Annotated in this window: 19 protein-coding genes; 3 read left to right on the top strand and 16 right to left on the bottom strand. The window is 66.8% G+C overall.

Features of this window, described 5'->3' with window-relative positions; translation table 11 throughout:
• Positions 1–18 precede the first annotated feature (18 nt).
• The 16 genes from hisG to CAL28_RS00865 all read right to left on the bottom strand — a co-directional run bounded on the left by hisG (position 19) and on the right by CAL28_RS00865 (position 17,490).
• Positions 19–714 carry an ATP phosphoribosyltransferase gene (gene hisG / locus CAL28_RS00790; protein WP_094839529.1) on the bottom strand — a complete coding sequence of 232 codons (696 nt, stop codon included), beginning with the start codon at positions 712–714 and terminating at the stop codon, positions 19–21.
• Positions 715–738: 24 nt separating this feature from the next.
• On the bottom strand, positions 739–2,001 hold the full coding sequence (gene murA, locus CAL28_RS00795; RefSeq protein WP_094839530.1) for a UDP-N-acetylglucosamine 1-carboxyvinyltransferase: 1,263 nt from the start codon (positions 1,999–2,001) through the stop codon (positions 739–741).
• On the bottom strand, positions 2,001–2,243 hold the full coding sequence (locus CAL28_RS00800) for a BolA family protein (RefSeq protein ID WP_094839531.1): 243 nt from the start codon (positions 2,241–2,243) through the stop codon (positions 2,001–2,003). The genes murA and CAL28_RS00800 overlap by 1 nt, the downstream gene beginning before the upstream one ends.
• A gap of 340 nt (positions 2,244–2,583) precedes the next feature.
• The gene (locus CAL28_RS00805; RefSeq protein ID WP_094840545.1) at positions 2,584–3,363 is read right to left on the bottom strand and encodes an ABC transporter permease; all 780 of its coding nucleotides are present in this window, start codon (positions 3,361–3,363) and stop codon (positions 2,584–2,586) included.
• A gap of 17 nt (positions 3,364–3,380) precedes the next feature.
• On the bottom strand, positions 3,381–4,178 hold the full coding sequence (locus tag CAL28_RS00810) for an ABC transporter ATP-binding protein (RefSeq protein ID WP_094839532.1): 798 nt from the start codon (positions 4,176–4,178) through the stop codon (positions 3,381–3,383).
• 118 nt (positions 4,179–4,296) lie between these two features.
• A complete protein-coding gene (locus CAL28_RS00815; protein WP_094839533.1) occupies positions 4,297–4,923 on the bottom strand; it encodes an MlaC/ttg2D family ABC transporter substrate-binding protein in 627 nt (208 codons plus the stop codon).
• 87 nt (positions 4,924–5,010) lie between these two features.
• Positions 5,011–5,877, bottom strand: a complete 867-nt coding sequence (locus tag CAL28_RS00820; RefSeq protein ID WP_094839534.1) for an MlaA family lipoprotein — start codon at positions 5,875–5,877, stop codon at positions 5,011–5,013.
• A gap of 112 nt (positions 5,878–5,989) precedes the next feature.
• Positions 5,990–6,496 (bottom strand): outer membrane lipid asymmetry maintenance protein MlaD, encoded by a 507-nt coding sequence (gene mlaD / locus CAL28_RS00825; RefSeq protein ID WP_094839535.1) that lies wholly within the window; start codon positions 6,494–6,496, stop codon positions 5,990–5,992.
• A gap of 71 nt (positions 6,497–6,567) precedes the next feature.
• On the bottom strand, positions 6,568–7,368 hold the full coding sequence (gene mlaE, locus CAL28_RS00830) for a lipid asymmetry maintenance ABC transporter permease subunit MlaE (protein WP_094839536.1): 801 nt from the start codon (positions 7,366–7,368) through the stop codon (positions 6,568–6,570).
• Complete coding sequence (locus CAL28_RS00835; RefSeq protein ID WP_094839537.1) at positions 7,365–8,201, bottom strand: ABC transporter ATP-binding protein; 837 nt, start codon at positions 8,199–8,201, stop codon at positions 7,365–7,367. The genes mlaE and CAL28_RS00835 overlap by 4 nt, the downstream gene beginning before the upstream one ends.
• 69 nt (positions 8,202–8,270) lie before the next feature.
• On the bottom strand, positions 8,271–8,801 hold the full coding sequence (locus tag CAL28_RS00840; protein WP_094839538.1) for a chromate transporter: 531 nt from the start codon (positions 8,799–8,801) through the stop codon (positions 8,271–8,273).
• On the bottom strand, positions 8,798–9,391 hold the full coding sequence (locus CAL28_RS00845; RefSeq protein WP_094839539.1) for a chromate transporter: 594 nt from the start codon (positions 9,389–9,391) through the stop codon (positions 8,798–8,800). Before CAL28_RS00845 ends, CAL28_RS00840 begins: the two co-directional genes overlap by 4 nt.
• 118 nt (positions 9,392–9,509) lie before the next feature.
• A complete protein-coding gene (locus CAL28_RS00850) occupies positions 9,510–10,145 on the bottom strand; it encodes an OmpW/AlkL family protein (RefSeq protein ID WP_094839540.1) in 636 nt (211 codons plus the stop codon).
• A gap of 195 nt (positions 10,146–10,340) precedes the next feature.
• Positions 10,341–11,807, bottom strand: coding sequence for a glutamate synthase subunit beta (locus CAL28_RS00855; RefSeq protein WP_094839541.1), 1,467 nt, complete (start codon positions 11,805–11,807; stop codon positions 10,341–10,343).
• A gap of 9 nt (positions 11,808–11,816) precedes the next feature.
• Positions 11,817–16,556, bottom strand: a complete 4,740-nt coding sequence (locus CAL28_RS00860; RefSeq protein ID WP_094839542.1) for a glutamate synthase-related protein — start codon at positions 16,554–16,556, stop codon at positions 11,817–11,819.
• Positions 16,557–16,764: 208 nt separating this feature from the next.
• Positions 16,765–17,490 (bottom strand): hypothetical protein, encoded by a 726-nt coding sequence (locus tag CAL28_RS00865; protein ID WP_094839543.1) that lies wholly within the window; start codon positions 17,488–17,490, stop codon positions 16,765–16,767.
• A gap of 146 nt (positions 17,491–17,636) precedes the next feature.
• On the opposite strand from CAL28_RS00865, the gene CAL28_RS00870 reads away from it, so the two are divergent.
• Genes CAL28_RS00870 through CAL28_RS00880 form a run of 3 tightly spaced genes read left to right on the top strand, consistent with a single transcriptional unit; the run spans position 17,637 to position 20,371 of the window.
• The gene (locus tag CAL28_RS00870; protein WP_094839544.1) at positions 17,637–18,743 is read left to right on the top strand and encodes an S-(hydroxymethyl)glutathione dehydrogenase/class III alcohol dehydrogenase; all 1,107 of its coding nucleotides are present in this window, start codon (positions 17,637–17,639) and stop codon (positions 18,741–18,743) included.
• Entirely contained in the window at positions 18,743–19,630 is an 888-nt protein-coding gene (gene fghA / locus CAL28_RS00875) for an S-formylglutathione hydrolase (RefSeq protein WP_094839545.1), read from the top strand. The genes CAL28_RS00870 and fghA overlap by 1 nt, the downstream gene beginning before the upstream one ends.
• A 48-nt stretch (positions 19,631–19,678) precedes the next feature.
• Positions 19,679–20,371, top strand: coding sequence for a hypothetical protein (locus CAL28_RS00880; protein ID WP_094839546.1), 693 nt, complete (start codon positions 19,679–19,681; stop codon positions 20,369–20,371).
• The last annotated feature ends 153 nt before the right edge of the window (positions 20,372–20,524 follow it).

A 20,524-nucleotide genomic window follows, 5' to 3' on the forward strand; every position in this document is an offset into this window, starting at 1 on the left:
GCGCGGATCAAGCGTCTATCATGCCACACGCGCGGCGCTGGCCCGTTCGAAGGCGTCCAGCAGGGGCTGCAGGCGCGCGCCGCGGGTCTTCAACGCCGCCTGGTTGACGACCAGCCGCGAGGAAATCGGCATGATGTCTTCCACGGCCACGAGGTTATTGGCGCGCAGCGTGCCGCCGGAAGAGACCAGGTCGACGATGGCGTCGGCCAGGCCGACCAGGGGCGCGAGCTCCATCGAACCGTACAGCTTGATCAGGTCCACGTAGACGCCCTTGGCGGCGAAGTGCTCGCGCGCGGCCTGGACGTATTTGGTGGCGACGCGCAGGCGCGCGCCCTGGCGCACGGCGCTCTGGTAGTCGAAGCCCGCCGGGACGGCGACGCACAGCCGGCACTTGGCGATGTTCAGGTCGATCGGCTGGTACAGGCCGCCCGGGTGCGCGGCGGCGTGTTCGATCAGCACGTCCTTGCCGGCGATGCCCAGGTCGGCCGCGCCGTATTGGACGTAGGTGGGTACGTCCGAGGCGCGCACGATGATCAGGCGCAGGCCGGGATCGCTGGTCGGGATGATCAGCTTGCGCGAGTGTTCGGGGTTCTCCGCGACTTCGACGCCGGCTTCGGCCAGCAGGGGCATGGTCTCTTCGAAGATGCGCCCCTTGGACAGCGCCAGCGTGAGCGGCGCGGGATCTGCGGTGGCGCGGGTATCGGGCTGGTTCATATCAGTCGTCCATTGCTCTGTGCGTCACTCGCGTCCGGAGACGCGCTCGATGCGCGCGCCCAGCTCGCGCAGCTTGTATTCCATCTGCTGGTAGCCGCGGTCCAGGTGGTAGATGCGGTCGATAACGGTTTCGCCATCGGCGACCAGGCCGCCGATGACCAGGCTGGCGGAGGCGCGCAGGTCCGTCGCCATGACGGTGGCGCCCGACAGGCGCGGCACGCCCCGCACCACCGCGGTGTGGCCATCGATATCGATGTCGGCGCCCATGCGGATCAGTTCCTGCACGTGCATGTAGCGGTTTTCGAAGATGTTCTCGACGATCACGCCGGTGCCTTCGGCGACCGTGTCCAGCGCCATGAACTGGGCCTGCATGTCGGTGGCGAAGCCGGGATATTCGTGGGTGCGCGCGCTGACCGCCCGGGGGCGCCCGCGCATCGATGCGCGTATCCAGTCCGCGCCGTATTCCAGCGACAACCCGGCCTCGGCCAGCTTGTCGAGGGTCGCGCCCATGTGCGACGCATCGGCGGCGCGCAAGGTGATTTCCCCGCCGGTGGCGGCGACCGCGCACAGGAAGGTGCCGGCTTCGATGCGGTCGGGAATGACGCGGTGCGTGGCGCCGTGCAGCCGATCCACGCCGTCGATGACGATGCGGTCGGTGCCATGGCCCTGGATCTGCGCGCCCATTTTGATGAGCAATTCGGCCAGATCGACGATTTCGGGCTCGCGCGCGGCGTTTTCGAGCACCGTGCGGCCCTGTGCCAGCGTGGCCGCCATCATCAGGTTTTCCGTGCCGGTGACGGTGACCATGTCGGTGCGGATGGAGGCTCCTTTCAGCCGCTTGGCCCGCGCGACCACGAACCCGTGTTCCAGCTTGATGTCGGCCCCCAGCGCGGCCAGGCCCTTGATGTGCTGGTCGACCGGGCGCTGGCCGATGGAGCAGCCGCCGGGCAGGCTGACGCGCGCTTCGCCGAAACGCGCCAGCAGCGGCCCCAGGACAAGGATGGAGGCGCGCATGGTCTTGACCAGCTCGTAGGGCGCTTCCAGTTTGTCGACCTGATCGGCGCGGATCGTCACGCCGCCGTGGGGCTGGCGTTCGGCATGCGTGCCCACGTGGCCCAGCAGGCGCAGCATGGTGGCGATGTCGTTGAGCTCCGGAACGTTTTCCAGCGCCAGCGTGTCCGCCGTCAGCAGGCCGGCGCACAGGATGGGCAGCGCTGAGTTCTTGGCGCCGGATACGGTGATTTCGCCGTGCAGCGGGCCGCCGCCGGTGATGCGCAGCTTGTCCATCAGCGGCCCGCCTTGTATTCGGCGGGCGTCAGGGTGCGCATGGACAGCGCATGGATCTCGGCCTTCATGCGGTCGCCGAGCGCGGCATAGACCAGCTGGTGGCGGGCGATCGGACGCTTGCCTTCGAAGGCGCTGCTGACGATGACCGCATCGAAATGCGATCCGTCGCCCTGTACGTCGATATGTTCACAGTCCAGTCCGCCGGCAATGTACTGGCGGACTTGTTCGGGCGTCGGCAACATGTTTTCAGTAATCCCTTGTGCTTTGCGCCACCTGCGACGCAAAAAACGAATAAAGCGCGATAGACGGTCCCGCGAGTCCGGCTCCACCGCCCCGCCCGCGCCGCCCCCCGCAAACCAAAGCGGACTCCCCTTCGGAGGTGAAACTACCCACCACACCGCCACGCAAGAAACAGGTGCAGCCGACCGGGGACGCCGAGGATCCGGCTTCGCCGGTCCTCCAGCGTCGCCCCCCGGAGGGGGGAAGCGCGCAGCGCTTCGGGGGGCGAGCTTTCCTTCCGGTCCTCTGGCGTCGCCCCCTTGAGGGGGAAGCGCGCAGCGCTTCGGGGGTGGGCCTCATCCCTTAATTCCTAAGCTTGTAGCCGCTGGCCAGCAGGCGCGCGGCGTATGTGCCCAGCGCCAGGAAGACACAGGTGACCACGGCCAGGCTGCGCCAGGGCGACACATCGGACACCGAAAAGAAGCCGTAGCGGAAGCCGTCGATGGTATAGAAGATGGGATTCCAGTGCGATACGCCCTGCCAGAAGGGTGGCAGGGTATGGATGGAATAAAACACGCCGGACAGGAAGGTCGCCGGCATGATCAGGAAATTCTGGAACGCCGCGAGCTGGTCGAATTTCTCGGAGAACAGTCCGGCAATGATGCCCAGGCTGCCCATGATGCCGCACGCCAGGACGGCGAACGCCAGCACCCACAGGGGATGCACCGGCGTCAGCGGGATGAAGAACAGCGCCACGATCCACACGCACAGGCCCACCGCCAGCCCGCGCGCGATGGCCGCGATCACGTAGGCGAAGTAGATGTCCCGATGCGACAGCGGCGGCAGCAGGATGAACACCAGGTTGCCCGTGATGCGGCTCTGGATCAGCGAGGACGATGGGTTGGCGAAGGCGTTCTGCAGCATGCTCATCATCATCAGGCCAGGGATCAGGAATGATGTGTAAGGCACGGTGCCGTAGACGTGGACGCGATCCTGCAGAACCTGCGCGAACACCAGCAGATAGAGCAAGGCCGTGATGACGGGGGCCGCGATGGTCTGGAAGCTGACCTTCCAGAAGCGCATGAGCTCCTTGCGCAGCAGCGTGGGAAAACCGGAGCCCGGCGCGACCTGGGCATCCAGCATGGGGCGCGTGGCGGAGCTCACGAGACCACCTCCGTCAATTGCGTGTCGTCTTCGTGATGCATGATGCGCACGAACGCGTCTTCCAGGTCCACGCCCCCCACGCGCGCCAGCAGCGCCGGCGTGGTGTCCAGCGCGACGATGCGGCCGGCCTTGAGCATGGCGATGCGGCCGCACAGCGCTTCGGCCTCTTCGAGGTAGTGCGTGGTCAGCATGATGGTGTGGCCGGCCTTGTTCAGCCGCGAGATGAATTCCCACAGGGTACGGCGCAGGTCCACGTCCACGCCGGCGGTGGGCTCGTCCAGCACGATGACGGGCGGCCGGTGCACCAGCGCCTGCGCCACCAGCACGCGGCGCTTCATGCCGCCGGACAGCGCGCGCATGTTGGCGTCGGCCTTGTCGGATAGGCCGAGGTTGAACAGGATCTCGTCGATCCAGTCGTCGTTCTTGCGCAGCCCGAAATAGCCGGACTGGATGCGCAGCGTCTCGCGCACCGTAAAAAAGGGGTCGTAGACGAGTTCCTGCGGCACCACACCCAGCGCGCGGCGCGCCTGGCGGAAGTCGGCCTGCACGTCGTGGCCGCACACGCTGGCGCGGCCCGAGGTGGGAATGGCCAGCCCGGCCAATATGGAAATCAGGGTGGTCTTGCCTGCCCCGTTGGGGCCCAGCAGGCCGAAGAATTCGCCAGGCTGGATGTCCAGGCTGACGTCGCGGAGCGCCTGGAACCCCGGCGTGGAGGGGCGGCCCAGCCACTTCTTCCAGGCGGGCTGGCGAGCGGCGTAGGTTTTGGAGACGTTCTCGAGACGGACGGCGGACATGATGCGGGGAAAAGCCCGGAAAAGAGCCAATCCTCCATTATAAGACTCTGCCCGGGTTTTCCCGGGCATGGCCCCTGGCCGCGCAGGGTCGTCCCGGCGCGGCCGCGCCGCAGGCTTGCTACTGGGCGTTGCGCTGGTTCAGCGCCTTGATCAGGCCGTCGATGCCGTTCTGGTTGATTTCCTGGGCGAACTGGTTGCGGTAATTCTGGATCAGCCAGATGCCTTCGACGTTGAGGTCATAGATCTTCCAGCCCGCGGAGCTTTGCTCCAGCCGGTAATCCACGCCGACCGATTGTCCGTTCGATTGGTTGATCGTGCTGCGCACGACCGCGTCGGTGCCGTCGACGGTGGAGCCGGTTACCTTGATGTTGGTCCCGTTATCCACCCGCGTCAGCGCGCCGCTGTAGGTGCGCACCAGCGTGCCCTTGAAGGCCTCCGCCAGGGCTTCGCGCTGCTGCGGCGTGGCCTGGCGCCAGTAGCGGCCGGCCGCGAGGCGCGTGGTCTTCTGGAAGTCGACATAGGGCAGGATGTACTGATTAACCACCTCGTTGACGCGGCGCAGGTCGCCGTTCCTGACGCCGCCGTCGGTCTTCAGGACCTGCAGCGTCTGGTTGGCGGCGTCCTGCACCACTTTTTCCGGCGAGGCCTGGGGGCTGGGCTGGGCCTGGGCCGACCAAGCCAGGGCGAGCCCGAGCAGGCCGCTCAGGCAAAGGCGTTGCAATAGCGTAAGGGGGTAGAACCGCATGCTTGCTCCTTCTGAATTCCGTGTAAGGATGGCCCGTCGGACAGGCACGTCGGTGCCTGTCCGGCGGAACGTCCGCTGCATTCTTTCTTACTGGCGCTTGGGTGCGGGCGTCGTGCTGCCCGCGCCCGCACCGCCTATGCCCGGGGCGGCGGGCGCCGGCGTGGCGCCGCTGTCCGTGCCGGCGGGTTTCGTGGCGCTGCCGTTGGCGGCATCGTCGCTTTCGTCGTCATAGTTCGGCAGGTTGCTGGCGTCGCCCGCCTTGCGGCCCAGTACCATTGCCGCGCGCCGTTGCAGGTAGGCATCGCGCACGAAGCTGTACGGGTCCAGGGCCACGCGGTCCACGGTGTCCGTGGCGTCCAGCAGGCTGGCGCGGCGGTCGACCACCCACAGGCCATACAGGGAGTTGCGCAGGGGCACGTTGTCGATGGCGCCGACGCTGGTCCACTGGTTGCCGACAAAGTCACCCGCCAGGCCCGCGGTGTCCCGGATGGTGCTGGAGCCCCAGAAAGGCAGCACGACATACGGACCCTGGCCTACGCCCCACACACCCAGCGTGGTGCCGAAATCGTTCGGAATGCGGTTCGCGCCATTGGCGGTGGCCACGTCGAAGCAGCCGCCCACGCCCATGGTGGTATTGAACAGGAAGCGGCCGAAGGTATTGATGGCGTCCAGGCCGCGGCCTTGCAGCATGCTGTTGGCCGCGGCCCAGATGTCCGCGACGTTGTTGAACATATTGTGTATGCAGCTTTGCACCGGCTGCGGGGTGATCTTGGTGTAGCCCACGGCGATGGGCTTGAGCACGGCTCGATCCACCTTGTCATTGAAGGTGTACACGCCCCGGTTGAACCCTTCCCATGGGTCGCGCGGGTCGGGGTTCTGTACGGTGGCGCAGCCGGCCAGGCCGGCGCCCGCCGCCGCCAGGGCGAAAATGCGAGTCAGTGTGTTCTTGTTCATCTCGTCGTCTTTCTGGAGAAACAGCCTGTTGGCCGATCGCCCGCGTGTGGCGGCGCTTCCCCTCTTCCCCAGGGCGCCATCCGTGCGTGCGTCGGAGTATGAAAACTTCCGGTCAATGAGGTTGAGGTTGCGCCGCGGGGGCATTGGCGGCCGGAGCCGACCCCTGTTTTTCCGCCGTGCCGTAAAGGAATTGGCTGATCAGGTTTTCCAGAACGACCGCGCTTTGGGTATACCGGATTTTGTCGCCATTCGCAAAGTTCGCATCATCGCCGCCCGCGGTCAGGCCGATGTATTGCTCGCCCAGCAGCCCGGCCGTCAGGATGGCGGCCGAGGAGTCCTTCGGGAATTTGAAATCCGCGTCCATGCTGAGCGTGACCACGGCCTGGAAGCTTTTATCGTCGAAGCGGATGCGGCTGACGCGGCCGACGACCACGCCGGCGCTCTTGACCGCGGCGCGTTCCTTCAGGCCGCCGATGTTGTCGAACTGCGCGGTCAGGTCATACGTGGGAGCGAAGGAGAAGGCGCTCAGGTTGCCGGCGCGCAAGGCCAGGAATACCAGGGCCGCGGCACCGAGCAACACGAACAAGCCTACCCAGAAATCGGTTTTTTGACGTGACATGAAGAATCCGTATCAGTGGTCCATTGCGTTTGCCCCACCCGCGTCGCGGGGATAAGGCATGGCGCGATCATCTAATTGCCAAACATCAGTGCGGTCAACAGGAAATCCAGGGCCAGCACCGCCAGCGATCCGACGACCACGGTTCGGGTGGTGGCGCGGGCCACGCCTTCGGGCGTGGGACGGGCCTGCCAGCCCTCGTACAGGGCGACCAGCGTGACGGCGACGCCGAACACGATGCTTTTCAGCACCCCGTTGGCGACATCCTTCCACACATCCACCCCGCTTTGCATCTGGGACCAGAAGGCGCCCGTGTCCACCCCGATGAGCACCACGCCGACCAGCCAGCCGCCCATGATGCCGACCATCGAGAACACCGCCGCCAGAATGGGCATGGCGATGATGCCGCCCCACAGCCGGGGCACCAGCACGCGGCGCATCGGGTCCACCGCCATGACTTCCATTGCCGCCAGTTGTTCTCCCGCCTTCATCAGGCCGATTTCGGCCGTCAGCGACGTCCCCGCCCGGCCGGCGAACAGCAGTGCCGTGACGACCGGGCCGAGTTCGCGCACCAGCGACAGGGCGACCAGCAGGCCCAGGGATTCTTCCGACCCGTAGCGGCGCAGGGTGTAGTAGCCCTGCAAGCCCAGGACAAAACCGACGAACATACCCGACACCGCGATGATGATGAGGGAATAGTTGCCGATGAAATGCACTTGCTGCGACACCAGGCGCGGACGGCGCAGCGCGATGCCGCTCTTGGCCAGCAGCGCGCCGAAAAAGCGGGTGAAGTAGCCGATGCCGCCCACGGTATCGGTGACCCATCCGCCCAGGCGGCCGATGGGTCCCGCCGGAGCGGAGCTGGATTCGCTCATGGCCTGCGTCCTTCTTGTCGGGCCAGCCAGCGGTCGAAGGCCGGCGTGTCGGGATAATGAAAGGCGACCGGACCGTCCGGTTCGCCGCGCAGGAACTGGCGCACGTAGGGATCGTCGGATGCCGAGAGCGCGTCCGGGCGTCCCGACGCCGCCAGCCGGCCCTGGCCCACGAGATAGACCTGATCCGCGATGGCGAAGGATTCATGGACGTCGTGCGTGATCAGCACGGAAGCGCACTTCAGGCGATCCGACAGATCGCGGATCAGCCGCGCGGTGATGCCCATGGAAATCGGGTCCAGTCCGGCGAAGGGTTCGTCGTAGAGTATCAGTTCCGGCTCCAGGACGATCGCGCGGGCCAGCGCCACGCGCCGCGCCATGCCGCCGGAGATCTCGGATACCTTCAGGTGCGCGGCCGCGCGCAGGCCGACGGCATGGAGTTTGTCCAGGACGCGTTGCAGGATCTCGGCTTCGCCGTAGCGGGTGTGCTCGCGCAGCGGGAAGGCGACGTTTTCGAAGACGTCCAGGTCGGTGAACAGCGCGCCTTGCTGGAAGAGCACGCCCATGCGCTTGCGCAGGCCTTCCAGTTCGGCCGGTGTGACTTGGCTCATATCGTGGCCGAACACCTCGACCTTGCCCGCGCGCGCCTGCAACTGGCCGGTGGCGGCGCGCAGCATGGTGGTCTTGCCGGACCCCGAGCCACCCATGACCGCGACCACCTGGCCGGGCGCGACTGTCATGGAAATCCCCTGCAATACCGTGAAATCCCCATATCCCAGGGAAACGTCGGTGAACTGCAGCGCTTGTACGGTACGGGCGTCTGGATCAGTCGGCATACGGCGGCAAGTTGGGTGGGGACGGTCCGTCCCCACGGCCCTGCATTGTAGCTCGACGGTAATCCGGTCCTAGCGCAGCGCGACCAGGAAGACCAGCGCCCCGCCGCCCAGCAGCAGAAACGGGCTGACCCGGGTGCGCAGCAGCAGCAGGGTCGAGGCGATGGCGACCGCCCAGGCCCAGGCGCCGCCCTCGGCCGCGCGCAGGATGGTGCAGGAGGCGGCCAGGATCATCCCCGCCGCCACGGGCGCCAGCCCGGTCTCGATCGCCCGGATCCAGAGGCGGCCGTTGTAGCGCTGCCAGACGCGGGCCAGGGCATAGATCAGGACGGTGCTGGGCACGAAGATGGCGAAGGACGCCACCAGCGCGCCCAGGATGCCGCGCACCTGCCAGCCGACCAGGGTGACCAGCAGCGACCCCGGTCCAGGGGTGATGCGCGACAGGGCGAACAGGTCCAGGAATTGGCCGTCGTTCATCCAGCCGTAGACATCCACTGCCTGGCGGTGGATGTCCGCCACGACGCTTTGTCCCCCGCCTACCGTCAGGAAAGACAAGGGGGCGAAGACGGTGAACAGGTCCCACAGCGCCGAGCCGCCCGTCATGGCTGTCCCCCGCCGCGGCGCAGGCGCAGATAGGCCAGCAGGATGGATACCGGCGCCATCAGGCCCACCACCCACAGCAGCGGCAGGCCCGCGATGAAGATGGTGCCGAAGACCACCACCATGACAAGGATGGGCAGCGGGCCGGTGGCGGCCCGGTAGGCCGCGCGCAGGCCCATTTGCAGGGACAGCCCGACCGCGGCGGCGGCAATGCCCGCCAGGACGACGTGCACGGTGGGGGAATGGGAGAGCTCGGCGAACAGCGCCGCCAGGATGATGGCGGTCGTCATCGGCGGGACGATCATGCCCAGGGCGGCCATGAAGGCGCCGCGCCCGCCGCGCAGGCGAAAGCCGATCCAGATCGACAGGTTCACCACATTGACCCCGGGGAATGCCTGGGCCAGCGCCAGTCCGCTCAGGAATTCCGCTTCGGAAAGCCAGCGCCGCGCCTGGACGAATTCGCGCAGCATCCAGCCGCTCAGGCCGCCGCCGAAGCTGGTCAGCCCGATCTTGGCGAACGCCGTGAAGATCTGGCCGAGCGTCGGCGCGTGCGCGGGCGAGTCGGGGGCGGGAGACGTGGCGGACGGGCGCACGATGAGGTGGTCGGTTGCGGAATTGCCGCCATCTTACCTGGGGCAGTTGTCTCCACACTTAACGGCAAAAGGCGCCGTGAACTAAATCATGGGGTGCCGCGCCCGGGCCGTGCCGTCGCTAGAAGCGGTAACCCACGCCGACGGTGGCGACCCAGGGATCGATACGTGCCGTGCCGATGCGCTGCCCGTCCAGCTTCACCTTGGACGAGATATCGATGTAGCGGATATCGGCATTCATGAACCAGCGTTCGCTGAGCTTGACGTCCACGCCGAGCTGGGCGGCGACGCCCCATGAATCCTGCAGTTTCAGGTCCGAGCCGCTGATCGCGCCTTCGCTCTTCGTATCGAAGAAATGGGTGTAGTTCACGCCGACGCCGACGTAAGGCTGCACCGTGCTGTCGGGCAGGAAGTGCCATTGAAGGCTGAGGGTGGGCGGCAGCTGCTTGGTGGTGCCGATCTTGCCCAGGCCGTTGCTGCCCCGGATGTCGTGCTGGAACGGCCAGGCGCCCAGCAATTCGATGCCGACATGGCGGGTCGCCATGTAGGTCAGGGTGAAACTGGGGCGCACGCTGTTGCCGACGTCCAGGTCGACGCTGCCATCCAGTACGCTGCCGTTTCCCGATTTGGGACGCACCTGCGTCGCGCCGACCTTGAACAGCACATCGCCGGCTTCGTGCGCGTGCGCGGGCAGGGCGCAGGCGGCGAGCAGGACGGCAAGGACGGCGGCGCGCGGGGGCGCGATGAGGGCGGGCATGTTGATTCTCCATGTCATCGGTAGGGGAATCGACAGGGTCGCTCATGGAGGGCGTAGTGCATTTGACGCCGGTCAAGCGGCGGATGAGCAGGCGCTATCCGTGCGATGGGCAGCCGCAAGCCGCGCGGACCGCGCCGCGGACGCCGCAAAGAAAAAGCCCGCGCGGGCGGCGCGGGCTTTGGGGGGCGGAGAGGATCAGCGCGGCAGCTCGCTGTCGCCCATCAGGAAGGCATCGACGGCGCGCGCGCACTGGCGGCCTTCGCGGATGGCCCATACCACCAGGGATTGGCCCCGGCGCATGTCGCCGGCGGCGAACACCTTTTCCACGCTGGTACGGTAGTCGTCGGTATTGGCGCGTACATTGCCGCGCGTATCGCGATCCACGTTGAACGCATCCAGCACCTGCTGGCGCGGGGAAACGAAGCCCATGGCCAGCAGCACCAGATCGGCCTTGATCTCGAATTCCGATCCGTCCACTTCGCGCATTTTCATCTGCCCGGTGGCTTCGTCCTTGACCCACTCCACGCGGGCGCCGATGAGCTTGCGCACCACGCCCTTTTCCCCCACCAGGGATTTGGTCGTGACCGCCCAGTCGCGTTCGCAGCCTTCCTCGTGCGAGGACGAGGTACGCAGCTTGGCCGGCCAGTACGGCCAGGTCAGCGACTTGTTCTCCGATTCCGGCGGTTGCGGCATCAGTTCGAATTGCGTTACCGAGGCGGCGCCGTGCCGGTTGCTGGTGCCCACGCAGTCCGAACCCGTATCGCCGCCGCCGATGACCACCACATGCTTGCCCTTGGCCAGCGTCTGGTTGCTCAGGCGGTCGCCCGCCACGGCCTTGTTCTGCTGGCGCAGGAAATCCATGGCGAAGTACACGCCTTGCAGTTCGCGCCCCGGCACCGGCAGGTCGCGCGGGGCTTCCGCGCCGCCCGCCATGACGACCGCGTCGAATTCCTCGCGCAGCGATTCGGGCGTGCGGGCGGTCAGGCCGTCCGCGGCCGGGTCGCCGGCGTTGCCGATGTAGGTGGACGGGCAGAACTCCACCCCTTCCGCTTCCATCTGGGCGATGCGGCGATCGATCTGCGATTTTTCCAGCTTGAAGTCCGGGATGCCATAGCGCAGCAGGCCGCCGATGCGGTCGCTTTTCTCGAACACGGTCACGGCATGGCCGGCGCGGGCGAGCTGCTGGGCGCAGGCCAGGCCCGCGGGGCCGGAGCCGACCACGGCGACCTTCTTGCCCGTCTTGCGCGACGGCGGCTGCGGCACCACCCAGCCTTCTTCCCAGCCCTTGTCGATGATGGCGTGCTCGATGGACTTGATGCCCACGGCGTCGTTGTTGATGTTCAAGGTACAGGCTGCCTCGCAGGGCGCGGGGCAGATGCGGCCGGTGAATTCCGGGAAGTTATTGGTGGAGTGCAGCACGTCCAGCGCCTTGCGCCATTCCTGCCGGTACACCAGGTCGTTCCAGTCCGGGATGATGTTGTTGACCGGGCAGCCGTTATTGCAGAACGGGATGCCGCAGTCCATGCAGCGCGCGGCCTGCACCTTGGACGCGTTGTCGTCCAGGCGCAGCACGAATTCGCGCCAGGTCTTCAGGCGCGCCGCCGGCGGCTCATAGGCCTCCTGCAGGCGCTGGTATTCGAGAAATCCGGTGATTTTGCCCATGGTCTTTCCTCAAGCGGCCATTTTTTGCGGGTTGGCCGCACGCCACATTTCGGCCAGTGCGCGGCGGTAATCGGTCGGCATGACCTTGACGAACTTGCCGCGCGAGGCTTCCCAGTTGCCCAGGATGTCGCGCGCCTGGAAGCTGCCCGTATAGCGGAAGTGGTCTTCGATCAGGCGCCGCAGGATGCTTTCGTCGGTCTCGCGTTCGCCGCCGCGCTTGGCGCTGTGCCAGGTGTCGATGTTGTCCATGTTCTGCTGTTCGGCGTGCGGCAGCACGGTTTCCAGCTCGACCATGGACAGGTTGCAGCGGTCGCGGAAGCTGCCGTCCGGATCCCACACGTATGCCACGCCGCCGGACATGCCGGCCGCGAAGTTGCGTCCCGTGGCGCCCAGCACCACGACGGTGCCGCCCGTCATGTATTCGCAGCCGTGGTCGCCGGTGCCTTCCACCACCGCCGCGGCGCCGGAATTGCGCACCGCGAAGCGTTCTCCGGCCACGCCGTTGAAGTAGGCCTCGCCCGCCAGCGCGCCGTACATCACGGTGTTGCCGGCGATGATGTGGTCCGGGCCGAAGCCGCGGAAGTCGTTGGGCGAACGCACGATGATGCGGCCGCCGGACAGGCCCTTGCCGACGTAATCGTTGGCTTCGCCCACCAGGTCCAGCGTGATGCCGTGGGCCAGGAAGGCGCCGAAGCTCTGGCCCGCCGTGCCGTTGCACTGGATGTGGATCGTATCGTCCGGCAAGCCCTCATGGCCGTAGCGCGACGCCACCGCCCCGGACAGCATGGCGCCGATGGTGCGGTTGCGGTTGCGCACCGGCACGATGAAGGAGACTTTCTCGCCGCGCTCCAGTGCCGGCTTGCTGCGTTCGATCAACTGGTGGTCCAGCGCCGCGGCCAGGCCGTGGTCCTGGTTTTCGGTCTGGCGCACCGGGCCATCGGACGGCGCCTGGTAGAACACGCGGTTGAAGTCCAGTCCGCGCGCCTTCCAGTGTTCGATGCCGATGCGGGTATCCAGCAGATCGCTGCGGCCGATCAGTTCGTCAAACTTGCGGATGCCCAGCTGGGCCATGATCTCGCGCACTTCCTCGGCAACGAAGAAGAAATAGTTGACGACGTGTTCGGGCTTGCCCTGGAACTTCTTGCGCAGGACGGGATCCTGCGTGGCCACGCCGACCGGGCAGGTGTTCAGATGGCATTTGCGCATCATGATGCAGCCTTCGACGACCAGCGGCGCCGTGGCGAAGCCGAATTCGTCGGCGCCCAGCAGCGCGCCGATGACGACGTCGCGTCCGGTCTTCATCTGGCCGTCGGCCTGCACGCGGATGCGGCTGCGCAGGCGGTTCAGCACCAAAGTCTGCTGCGTTTCGGCCAGGCCCAGTTCCCACGGCGTGCCGACCTGCTTGATCGAGGACACCGGCGAGGCGCCCGTGCCGCCGTCATGGCCGGCGATGACGACGTGGTCCGCCTTGGCCTTGGCCACGCCCGCCGCGACCGTGCCGACGCCCACTTCGGACACCAGCTTGACCGAGACCGACGCCCGCGAGTTGACGTTCTTCAGGTCGTGGATCAGCTGCGCCAGGTCCTCGATGGAATAGATGTCGTGGTGCGGCGGCGGCGAAATCAGGCCCACGCCCGGCACCGAATAGCGCAGCTTGGCGATGTATTCCGATACCTTGTGGCCCGGCAGCTGGCCGCCTTCGCCCGGCTTGGCGCCTTGCGCCATCTTGATCTGGATCTGGTCGGCGCTGCTCAGGTATTCGGCGCTGACGCCGAAGCGGCCCGAGGCCACCTGCTTGATGCGCGAGCGCAGCGAATCGCCCGCCTTCAAGGGGACGTCCGCCTCGACGCGGTCGCCGCCCAGGATGGAGGCCAGGGTGTCGCCGTTCTTGACCGGGCTCTTGCCGTCGCGCATTTCGGCGCGGTAGCGCATTTCGTCCTCGCCGCCCTCGCCCGTGTTGGATTTGCCGCCGATGCGGTTCATCGCGACAGCCAGCACGGAGTGCGCTTCGGTGGAGATCGAGCCCAGCGACATGGCGCCCGTCGCGAAGCGCTTGACGATGTCCTTGGCGGATTCGACTTCTTCCAGCGGGATCGCGCGGGTCGGGTCGAAGCGGAATTCGAACAGGCCGCGCAGCGTCATGTGGCGGCGGCTCTGGTCGTTGATGATCTGCGCGTATTCCTTGTAGGTGCGGTAATTGTTGGCGCGCGTGGCGTGCTGCAGCTTGGCGATGGAGTCGGGCGTCCACATGTGCTCTTCGCCCCGCACGCGATAGGCGTATTCCCCGCCCGCGTCCAGGTCGTTGGCCAGCACCGGGTCCTGGCTGAAGGCCGCGCGATGCAGGCGCAGGGCTTCCTCGGCGACTTCGAAGATGCCGATGCCTTCGACCGTGCTGGCGGTGCCGGTGAAGTACTTGTCCACCAGCGTGCTCTGCAGGCCGACGGCTTCGAAGATCTGCGCGCCGGTGTAGGACATATAGGTCGAGATGCCCATCTTGGACATGACCTTGTTCAGGCCCTTGCCGATGGCCTTGATGTAGTTCTTGACGGCTTTTTCGGGGTCGGCCATCTTTTCCAGCGATTCCAGCGCCAGATAGGGATGGATGGCCTCGGCGCCGTAGCCGCCCAGCAGCGCGAAGTGGTGCACTTCGCGCGCCGAGCCCGTTTCCACCACCAGGCCGGCGTTGGTGCGCAGGCCGGCGCGGATCAGGTGCTGGTGGATGGCCGACGTGGCCAGCAGCGCGGGGATGGCGACGCGCTCGGCGTCCACGCGGCGGTCCGATACGATCAGGATGTTGTGGCCGCTGCGCACCGCGTCGACCGCGCGCGCGCACAGCGCCGCCACGCGGGCTTCGATGCCCTCGCGGCCCCAGGCGGCGGGATAGGTGATGTCCAGTTCCAGGCTGCGGAACTTGTGCCCGGTGACCTGTTCGATGTCGCGGATCTGCGCCATGGCGGCGAAATCCAGCACCGGCTGGGACACCTCCAGGCGCAGCGGCGGATTGACGTTATTGATGTCCAGCAGGTTGGGCTTGGGCCCGATGAAGGACACCAGCGACATCACCAGCTGCTCGCGGATGGGGTCGATCGGCGGGTTGGTGACCTGCGCGAACAGCTGGCGGAAGTAGTTGTAGAACGGCTTGGCGCGGTTCGACAGCACCGCCAGCGGTGCGTCGTTGCCCATGGAGCCGATGGCCTCCTCGCCCGAGGTCGCCATGGGTTCGAGGATGAACTTGTAGTCTTCCTGCGTCCAGCCGAAGGCCTGCTGGCGATCCAGCAGGGATGCGGTCGGCGCCGGCGGGCTGGCGGGCTGGCGGGGGGCGGGCAGCGATTCCAGCTTGATGCGCAGGCGCTCGATCCACTGGCGGTAGGGTCGCGAGTTGGCCAGTTGCGACTTGATTTCGACGTCGTCGATGATGCGGCCCTGTTCCAGGTCGATCAGGAACATCTTGCCGGGTTGCAGGCGCCACTTCTTGACGATGCGGTTTTCCGGGATGGGCAGCGTGCCGGCTTCCGAGGCCATGATGACCATATCGTCATCGGTGACCAGGTAGCGCGCCGGACGCAGGCCGTTGCGGTCCAGCGTGGCGCCGATCTGGCGGCCGTCGGTGAACGCCACGGCCGCCGGGCCGTCCCACGGCTCCATCATGGCGGCATGGTATTCATAGAAAGCGCGGCGGCTTTCGTCCATCTGCGTATGCTGTTCCCAGGCCTCCGGGATCATCATCATCATGGCGTGGGCCAGGGAATAGCCGGAATTCACCAGCAGTTCCAGGCAGTTGTCGAACGTGGCCGTATCCGACTGGCCTTCGTAGACGATGGGGTACAGCTTGGGCAGGTCATCGCCCAGCACGGCCGACTGCATCATGCCTTCGCGAGCGCGCAGCCAGTTGAAGTTGCCCTTGACCGTATTGATTTCGCCGTTGTGCGCGATCATGCGGTAGGGGTGGGCCAGCGGCCAGGCCGGGAAGGTGTTGGTCGAGAAGCGCTGGTGCACCAGCGCCAGCGCCGAGATCGTGCGGGTATCGGCCAGGTCGCGGTAGTAGCGACCCACCTGGTCGGCCAGCAGCAGGCCCTTGTAGACGACGGTACGCACCGACGCCGACGGCACGAAATATTCCTTGCCGTGGGCCAGGCGCATATTCTGGATGGCGTGGCTGGCGGTTTTGCGGATCACATAGAGCTTGCGTTCCAGCGCGTCCGGCACCATGACGTCGGCGCCGCGGCCGATGAACAGCTGGCGGATCACGGGTTCCAGGTCGCGCACGGCGGGCGACATGGGCATGTCCACATCCACGGGCACGTCGCGCCAGCCGAGCACGACCTGGCCTTCGGCGCGCACGGCGCGTTCCAGTTCCTGCTCACAGGCCAGGCGGGAGGCGGTTTCCTTGGGCAGGAAAACCATGGCGACGCCGTATTCGCCCGGCGGCGGCAGGATGACGCCGCCCTGCGCCAGCTCCTCGCGGTACAGGGCATCGGGAATCTGGATCAGGATGCCGGCGCCGTCGCCCATCAGCTTGTCCGCGCCCACCGCGCCCCGGTGGTCCAGGTTTTCCAGGATCTTCAGGCCCTGCTGGATGATCGCGTGGCTTTTGCGGCCTTTGATATGGGCGACGAAGCCCACGCCGCAGGCGTCATGCTCGTTGCGCGGATCGTAGAGGCCTTGGGCGGCGGGCAAACCGATGCGCGTGGCGTCGATGGGACGCGCCGGCGCGGCGCGACAGGCGTCGGAAGAGGTCGGTACGGTCATGAAGCGCTCCAGGGCCGGGGCCGCTGAAAAAGTAGGGATCGCCACATTTTGTTGCGGCGCAAACGGGGAAGATACAGTGGACTCGCCCCGCTCGCAAGAAAAACAAAAGGGGTTTGTCCCTAATAAATCCCCGCCACCGGATTTGCCCTGTAAATATAGGGACGTATCAAAAAGGAGCGCAACGATCCTGCCAGGATGGACGGCCCCTTCAGGAGCCGGTGGACTCGGTTTCCGCCGCGGGGGGCGTGGGCTTCTTGCGCGGACGGCCGCGCTGGCCGGGGGTGACGCGCCGGCTGGCGGTGTGCGCCAGCATGGCGATGAATTCGCTGCCGCCCAGCGCCCACTGGCCCTGCACGGCCTGGTCGATGCGCTGGATCTGTTCCCGGGTCAGTCCTTCCTGCAGGCGCTTGCGGTAGTTCGCCTGGCGGTCGAAGGGCGTGTTGCCGCAGGACCAGTAGTCCGCGTGATCCGACATCCACGCCACCTGCGGCTGGCCCGAACCGGTATGGCCGGCGGCGGAGGACCAGGGCCAGAGCTCCGCGTCGTGGGTGGCGCCGCTGCGCACCGGATAGGTTTCCAGCCATACCAGGGCCGGCAGCACCCAGGCGCCCGGCTCTACCAGCGCGGAGCGGTAGCGGCCGGCGAACACCCGGCCGCCACGCAGGCGCGCCGCCAGGTTGCGTCCCAAGGTCTGCATCAGCCGCGGCAACCCTTCGCCGTCCACTGGCGTGGCCAGCAGCAGGATGCGATCCGTGGCCAATACCCAGCCGTGCAGCGCCACGCGGTTGCGCGTGGCGGTTTCGCCCAGCCACGTCGCCACCTGGTTCAGCGTATCGGCAGGCGCCGGCTGCGAGGGCGCAGCCAGGGCATTGATGAAGTTGGCCTGCACGAGTTGAGGCAGTCCGGGGGCGTACAGTCGGGGCAGGCGAGCCATAGTGATGTCAGGACCGAGACATGCAGGGAACGGGACGTTCGCGCAGGAAAATAAATGGTACCGCGTAAACGGCCCCGCGCAACAGTAAGGTTACCCCGGTAACGCGTTAACATTTCCGTACCGATACGCATCAGCCTGGAGCCACCATGAAGACCAAAGCCGCCATCGCCTGGAAAGCCGGCGCCCCCCTGACCATCGAGGACGTCGACCTGGAAGGCCCGAAGGCGGGCGAAGTCCTGGTGGAAATCAAGGCGACCGGTATCTGCCATACCGACTACTACACGCTTTCCGGCGCGGACCCGGAAGGCCTGTTCCCCGCCATCCTGGGGCACGAGGGCGCCGGCGTGGTGCTGGAGGCAGGCCCCGGCGTGACCAGCCTGAAGCCCGGCGATCACGTCATTCCGCTGTACACGCCGGAATGCCGCCAGTGCAAGTTCTGCCTGTCCCGTAAAACCAACCTGTGCCAGGCGATCCGGGCGACCCAGGGCAAGGGCTTGATGCCGGACGGTACCTCGCGCTTCTCGCTGGGCGGCAAGCCCATCTACCATTACATGGGCACGTCCACCTTCGCCAACCACATCGTCGTGCCGGAAATCGCGCTGGCCAGGATCCGCGACGACGCGCCTTTCGACAAGGTTTGCTATATCGGTTGCGGCGTGACCACCGGCGTCGGCGCCGTGGTCTACACCGCCAAGGTAGAGGCCGGCGCGAACGTGGTGGTCTTCGGCCTGGGCGGCATTGGACTGAACGTCATCCAGGGCGCCCGTATGGTGGGCGCGGACAAGATCATCGGCGTCGACATCAATCCGCGCCGCGAAGCGCTGGCGCGCAAGTTCGGCATGACCCATTTCGTCAACCCGTCCGAGGTCGAAAACGTGGTCGATCACCTGATCCAGCTGACCGACGGCGGTGCCGACTATTCCTTCGAGTGCGTGGGCAATACCAAGCTGATGCGGCAGGCGCTGGAGTGCTGCCACAAGGGCTGGGGCAAATCCATCATCATCGGCGTGGCGGCGGCAGGCGAGGAAATCTCTACCCGGCCGTTCCAGCTCGTGACCGGCCGGGAATGGAAGGGCTCTGCCTTCGGCGGCGCGCGCGGCCGCACCGACGTTCCCAAGATCGTCGATTGGTATATGGAAGGCAAGCTCAATATCGATGACCTGATCACCCATACGCTTCCGCTGGAGAACATCAACGACGGCTTCGACCTGATGAAGCGCGGCGAGTCGATCCGCTCCGTGGTGCTCTACTGATGGCCGGGCTGGAACTCCTGGCGCAGCATCGCTGCTGCGCCGGCTGGCAGCGCATCTACCGGCACGAATCGGCGGTCATCGGCCTGCCCATGCGCTTTTCCGTCTATGCGCCCCCGCAGGCGGACGCCGGTCCGGTGCCGGCGGTCTTCTACCTTGCCGGGCTGGAGTGCAACGAGGAAACCTTCATGATCAAGGCCGGCGCCCAGCGTTGGGCGGCCCGGCATGGCCTGATGCTGATCGCGCCGGACACCAGCCCGCGCGGCGCCGGCGTGCCCGGCGAAGAGCAGGACTGGGACCTGGGAACGGGCGCCGGTTTCTACCTGGACGCCACGCAGGCGCCCTGGCAACAGCATTACCGGATGGAAAGCTATATCACGCAGGACCTGTACGGCCTGGCGACCGGCCAGTTGGGCGCGGCCCCGGGGCGTATCGGCATCTTCGGCCATTCCATGGGCGGCCACGGCGCCCTGGTGCTGGCGCTGCGCCATCCCGGCCTGTTCCGCTCCGTGTCCGCATTCGCGCCGATCGCCGCTCCCAGCCGCTGCCCCTGGGGCCAGAAGGCTTTCTCGAATTATCTGGGGACGGACACCCGCCAGTGGGCCGCCTACGACGCCAGCGAGCTGATGGCCGCGGCGCGCGCGCCCTATCCCGCCGGCATCCTGGTCGACCAGGGCCTGGCAGACCGCTTCCTGGCCCAGCAACTGTATCCGGAGGCCTTCGAAGCCGCCTGCGCCCAGGCCGGCCAGCCCTTGCAGTTGCGGCGGCATGAGCACTACGACCACGGCTATTACTTCATCTCGACCTTCATGGAAGACCACATCCGCTTCCATGCCGAGCGCCTGCAGGGCGGCGCCACGGGCGAGGTCCTGGCCGACGGCGGGGCTTGACGCGCTCTATATACTGGGAATGTCTGCGGGTTTTTCGCGAGGATCGCATTGATCGAAGGCGTCGCTCCATCCGTATGGATCGCGGTGGTCACCATTGCCGCCCTGCTGATCGGCTTCGGCTTGTTCCTGGGCAAGGGCGGCCCACGCGACGCACAGGGACGGCGCCGATTCCGCCTGCGGCCGGTGCGCCGGCTGTTCGGCTTGCTAGTCCTGGCGCTGGCCTGCGTATCCGGCATGTTCGCCGCGACGCTGTATCAGTTCTTCCGCCTGACAGCGGACGAACCGGTGGCGCGGATTGCGTTGCGCGAACGTGCGCCGCGGCAGTTCGTCGCGACGGCGCAGTGGCCGGGCAGCAAGGCGCCGGAGGATTTCCCCCTGCGCGGCGACGAGTGGCAGATCGATGCCCGCGTGGTGCGCTGGCGGCTGCCGGCCTTGCTGGCCGGGGTGCCGCCGCTGTACCGGCTGGAGCGCCTGTCTGGCCGGTATGCCGACCCGGTGGCGGATCAGTCCGAGCCGCGCACGGTTTATGCGCTGGGTCCGCCGGGCATGCCGGACCTGGGGCGACTGAAACAGCGCTTTCCCGGCTGGCTGCCCTTCGTGGACGTCCAGTATGGCAGCGCCGCGTACATGCCCATGTTCGACGGCGCCAATTACCGGGTGTTCATGGACCCGCGCGGCGGCTTGTTCATCCGTCCGGACGACGCCGCCACCGCGGACGCGCTGAAGCAGCGCGGCTGGTAGTGCGCGCGAGTGGCCGGCGGATGGCGCGGCGGCCATGGTTGTGTCCCCGTTTTTCGCTCCAGCGTCATACCGATGGCCGGGCCGGGGTTTTCCACGTTGAATACTGAACTTCGGACGCAGGCGGCGGTCGAATTAGCACTCCCTATTTCAGAG

The organism is Bordetella genomosp. 11 (genome assembly GCF_002261215.1).
Lineage (GTDB): Bacteria > Pseudomonadota > Gammaproteobacteria > Burkholderiales > Burkholderiaceae_B > Bordetella_C.